General features: G+C 56.5%; 2 protein-coding genes and 1 pseudogene. All 3 read right to left on the bottom strand.

Annotation, left to right across the window (positions count from 1 at the left end):
• Window positions 1-126 precede the first annotated feature (126 nt).
• Entirely contained in the window at window positions 127-1,815 is a 1,689-nt protein-coding gene (locus H6F43_RS07350; protein ID WP_190342143.1) for a glycosyltransferase family 39 protein, read from the bottom strand.
• Between the two features lie 19 nt (window positions 1,816-1,834).
• The gene (locus tag H6F43_RS07355) at window positions 1,835-3,418 is read right to left on the bottom strand and encodes a hypothetical protein (RefSeq protein WP_190342145.1); all 1,584 of its coding nucleotides are present in this window, start codon (window positions 3,416-3,418) and stop codon (window positions 1,835-1,837) included.
• Between the two features lie 6 nt (window positions 3,419-3,424).
• Window positions 3,425-3,907, bottom strand: a pseudogene (locus H6F43_RS07360) (hypothetical protein); the annotation flags it as partial.

Here is a 3,907-nt window from a genome sequence, read left to right on the forward strand (position 1 = left end):
TTGGCAAACGCCAAGCGCATCGCCATTAGCCCGAACACAGCGGCGCAGGCAAGGCTGAGGCAGAACCAAAACAGCGTCCGCGATCGCGGCGTCTTTTCCAAGGGAGCAGTGAGGGACAGCATTGGATTACTCGTATAGACTTAGCGTGACGCGGAAAAAGTCGTGGGTGGCTTTGCGGGACTTGGTTTGCTGCACAATCTGCTGGAGCTTCGGCAACTCCTCTCCAGTTCTGCCGGGACTCGTGACAATCCAGACTCTAGAGTTAGGCGGACGATTTTTCTCTAAATCCTCTAGGTCACCCGTTAGCAGCAGCAGTTGCACATCCTTGCCGAAGTCCAGGTTCATCTGGCGCAGAAACCCAGAATAGTCTGATCCGTACGTGTCGAGGAACCGCGCCTTGTCCCACGAATACATTCGCAAGTTTTCGATTAGAACGCCGTTGTAGCTCGATCGCGGTACCGAGTTGTACAGCAAAAATTCTCCGGCTGACGAGTAGGGAACCACCACCACATCCCGTGGCTGAAGCTGCTGACTCAGCACCTCAGAAGCTTCGCGCCACTGAGTCCGATTTGTCGTGGTAATGCCGTGAAAAATGCCAAAAAAGTTGATGCTGGTCAGCAGAATCAGCACCGTCGCGGCGATCGCCGCTCCCGCTCGTGAACGCCGATCGCGGTCGAACCATTGCCCCACGGAAACTAGCCCGATCGCGATTAGAATTGCGAAGAACGGCAGCGCGGTGATTAGCGCCCGCACAATGAAGATCGGTTTGGCAACGACGCTAATCAGGTAAAACAGCAGCAGTGCGCCCACCGAAGGAATCGCCAACAGCAGTAAATCCGTCACGCGCTTCCGCAGGGCAACCAGTCCGATCGCGCTCAGAGCCAGTGCCACTGCCCAAACCGCCATCAGAATTAGCGGGGGCGTGCTCAGCGCCGGAGACGGGTAGCTAAACGACGCCGCATTGTTGAACAGCAAGTGTCCCGGCACGCTCAGCAACTCACCGATCGTCGGCACCTTTAGGTAGGTCGTCACCAAGCCAATGCTGTTCAGACTGCCGCGCACGCGGGAGCCTTTCAGCATCAGCGCCACCCAGGGCAGAAAGGCGACGATCGTCAACAGCTGGCTCAGCAGCCAAAATTTTGCTGTACGAGGCAACTGCCGCTTGCCTTGCCAGGTTTGCAGCGCAAATACAGCGTAGATCAGCCCTTGAAGCACCAGCCACAAAAAGCCAACGCCCTGACTGTACACCATCAGCAGATTCGAGAGCGTGTAGCCAATCCAGGCGCTGCGAAGCGGCGCGGGGTTCGTTAGAAGCGTGTGCAGATAGTAGATCGACGCGGCTGCCAGAACCGCCATTAGCCCGTACATGCGAAGCTCGATCGACATCTCCACATGAAACGGCGAGAAGGCTACCAGCGACGCTGCAATCAGCGGCACTGCACTCGTTGGGGCAAACTTTTTTGCCAGGTAGTAGACCGCCGGAATTAGCAGCACTCCCCACAGAACCGAGTTGAGCCGCATCCACCAATCGCTTAGACCCAGAAGCGACCATAGCCCCAACTGCCCGTAATAGAACGGTGGATGGATATCGTCGCTGAGAATGTGGCGAATAAAGGTGAGCCGCTGGGTAAACGAAGTCAGCTTAAAGGGATTATTTGCATCCAGGAAAAATGGATTGCGAGCCTGGTAAAACGAGTACGCCTCATCGAGCCAGAACGATTCACCCTGAAGGCTCCAAAGTCGCACCACCAGCCCAATCAGAATGATCAACCCCAACAGGAGCGTGCCGATGTGTTTCTGGGAGGGTTTTGGCATGGGAGAGAGGAATGAGGGACTAGAGGCGATCGGTGTAGTTAACTTTGTAGAGTGCGCCGTTTGAGGAAACGTAGGCAACACCCGACTCCGGATCGAGACAGATTTCTCGCAGCCAAGGACCAAGACGGTACTGAGCAAGGCGCTTGTAAGTTTTGAGATCGATGACCTCTAGCATGTTGGTTGCCAAACTGCCCGTTAGCAGTAGATTCCGAGTCGCATCGACTGCAACCGTGCGGACGCCAAACGTGGTTTTGATGTCGCCTTTTCGCTCTAGCGTGTTGGCGTCATAGCGAACCACACTAGATTTGACGGGAGAGGAAACCAGCAGTTCGTTCGTGCTGGCAACGAGCGCCATGCGATCGACCTGCTTGTCAGTCGGCACTCGCTTTAGCACCTGATGCGTTTGCGTGTTGTACTGAATTAAGTCCGTGGTGCGCCGGAAGAAGTTCATATACAGCAGCGGTTTGTCACGACTGATGAAGATGTAACTAGGACCGACATCGAGCGTTTTGGTAATCGCGCCAGTGCGGCGATTCACCGCAACAAACGGCGTACCTTCCTGGCGATCGGCTTCCGACGCGATGATGATGTCGTCGGTAAAGCGGTCCCACACCAGCCAAGAATCACCGGGGGAAATGATCGGCAGCGGAAGCGATTTTTTCCGGTTTAAACTCGTCGCATCCAGGACTTCAATGACTTGAGCATCTTCGGTGCCCCCGTAGAAGTAGAGTTCATTTTCCTCAGGATTGTAGCTGAACCCTTGAGCGTAATAAGTGGTGACGGAGGACTGACGCGGCGGCTGGTCTAGCCGATCCACACTGTACGCTTGCAGGTATTCCACCCCGCGACCGCTGGCATACAGGACGCGCTGGTCGCGATTGAACGCCAGCACATTAAAATCACCCTTAGCAAACCGCTGTACGGCGGCGTCCCGGTGAAGCATCTGACCCAAATCGACTAGCGGCGCGGTATTCAGCACTAGGGCAGCGATCGCGGATACCATAATCACTGGCAGTCCATCCAGCGCGTACCGCCCAGCCCCCGTCACCACTACATCGCGCCCGTGCAGTCGCGTCAGCAGCCACAGCAGAAACGGTTTGGGCAGCAGCAGCTCTGCCAGACCAACTGCCCCACCAAATCCCAAATTCGCCAGCAGCGATCCCACTTTGGTGGTGACGGCGCGAGTAACCCAGCCATCGGGAATCGTGTTTAGCGCTAAGAGTCCCGTTAGGGCGATCGCCAGCAGCGCCCCGCGTCGAGCAAACAGCGCAAAGACAATAAAGAATAGAACCAGCGCGATCGTGGCGGGCACGAGATATTGAACGGTGCGCGATCGCAGCCGCCGCGTCAGGCTGATACTCGCCATCAGAATCATCACACAGACGCCAAACACCAGTGCCCGCTCCCAAAACGTGCTAATTAGCGCGATCGCTCGTTCTGTAACAGAGCTGACGCCAATGACCTGCTCGACAAGTTCCAGCAGTTCTTCTCGCAACATGTAGAGGGCGATCACCAGCAGCGGCAGCCGCAGCACTGCCCAAGCGATCAGCCAGCCCCTAGGAGACGCCGCGAATTTATGACGGGATGTAACTCGTGTATCCATGCGTGATTAAAGGTTCTTGTGAACGAGAGGGTTGGCAGGCGACGCCTCCAAAGCCGTTGTGGTATGCCAGCGGGCAGCCAGCAGCAGCCCCAGCAGCAGCACGCCCCCCAGAAAGTAGTGCGACAGGAGTAGGCGGAAGACGATCGATCGCAGCACCGGACTGTCTGGCTGAAAGAGCGTTACGGGCAGAGATACGAGCAAGCCGCTGACGACAAACAGTCCTAGCCACAATCGTCCTTGGGGGATGGACACCGAGTTGCCTAAGCACAGACCCAGCGGCAGCAGCAGCAGTAAGTAGTAATGCGTCCAGGAAATTGGACTAATCAGCAGCGCCAGACACAGCACGATAGCGAACTCCAGCGTTTCGGTCGCCAGGGTTTTCGGCAGTCGAGTCCGCCAGAAAGTCCATACCACCGCACCCGTCAGCAGCGACAGCAGGGTATAGCGCAGTAGCTTAAACTCCCAGCCCACCTGCATCGGAATCCACGT

This window comes from Leptolyngbya sp. FACHB-36 (assembly GCF_014695955.1).
Taxonomy (GTDB): domain Bacteria; phylum Cyanobacteriota; class Cyanobacteriia; order Leptolyngbyales; family Leptolyngbyaceae; genus FACHB-36.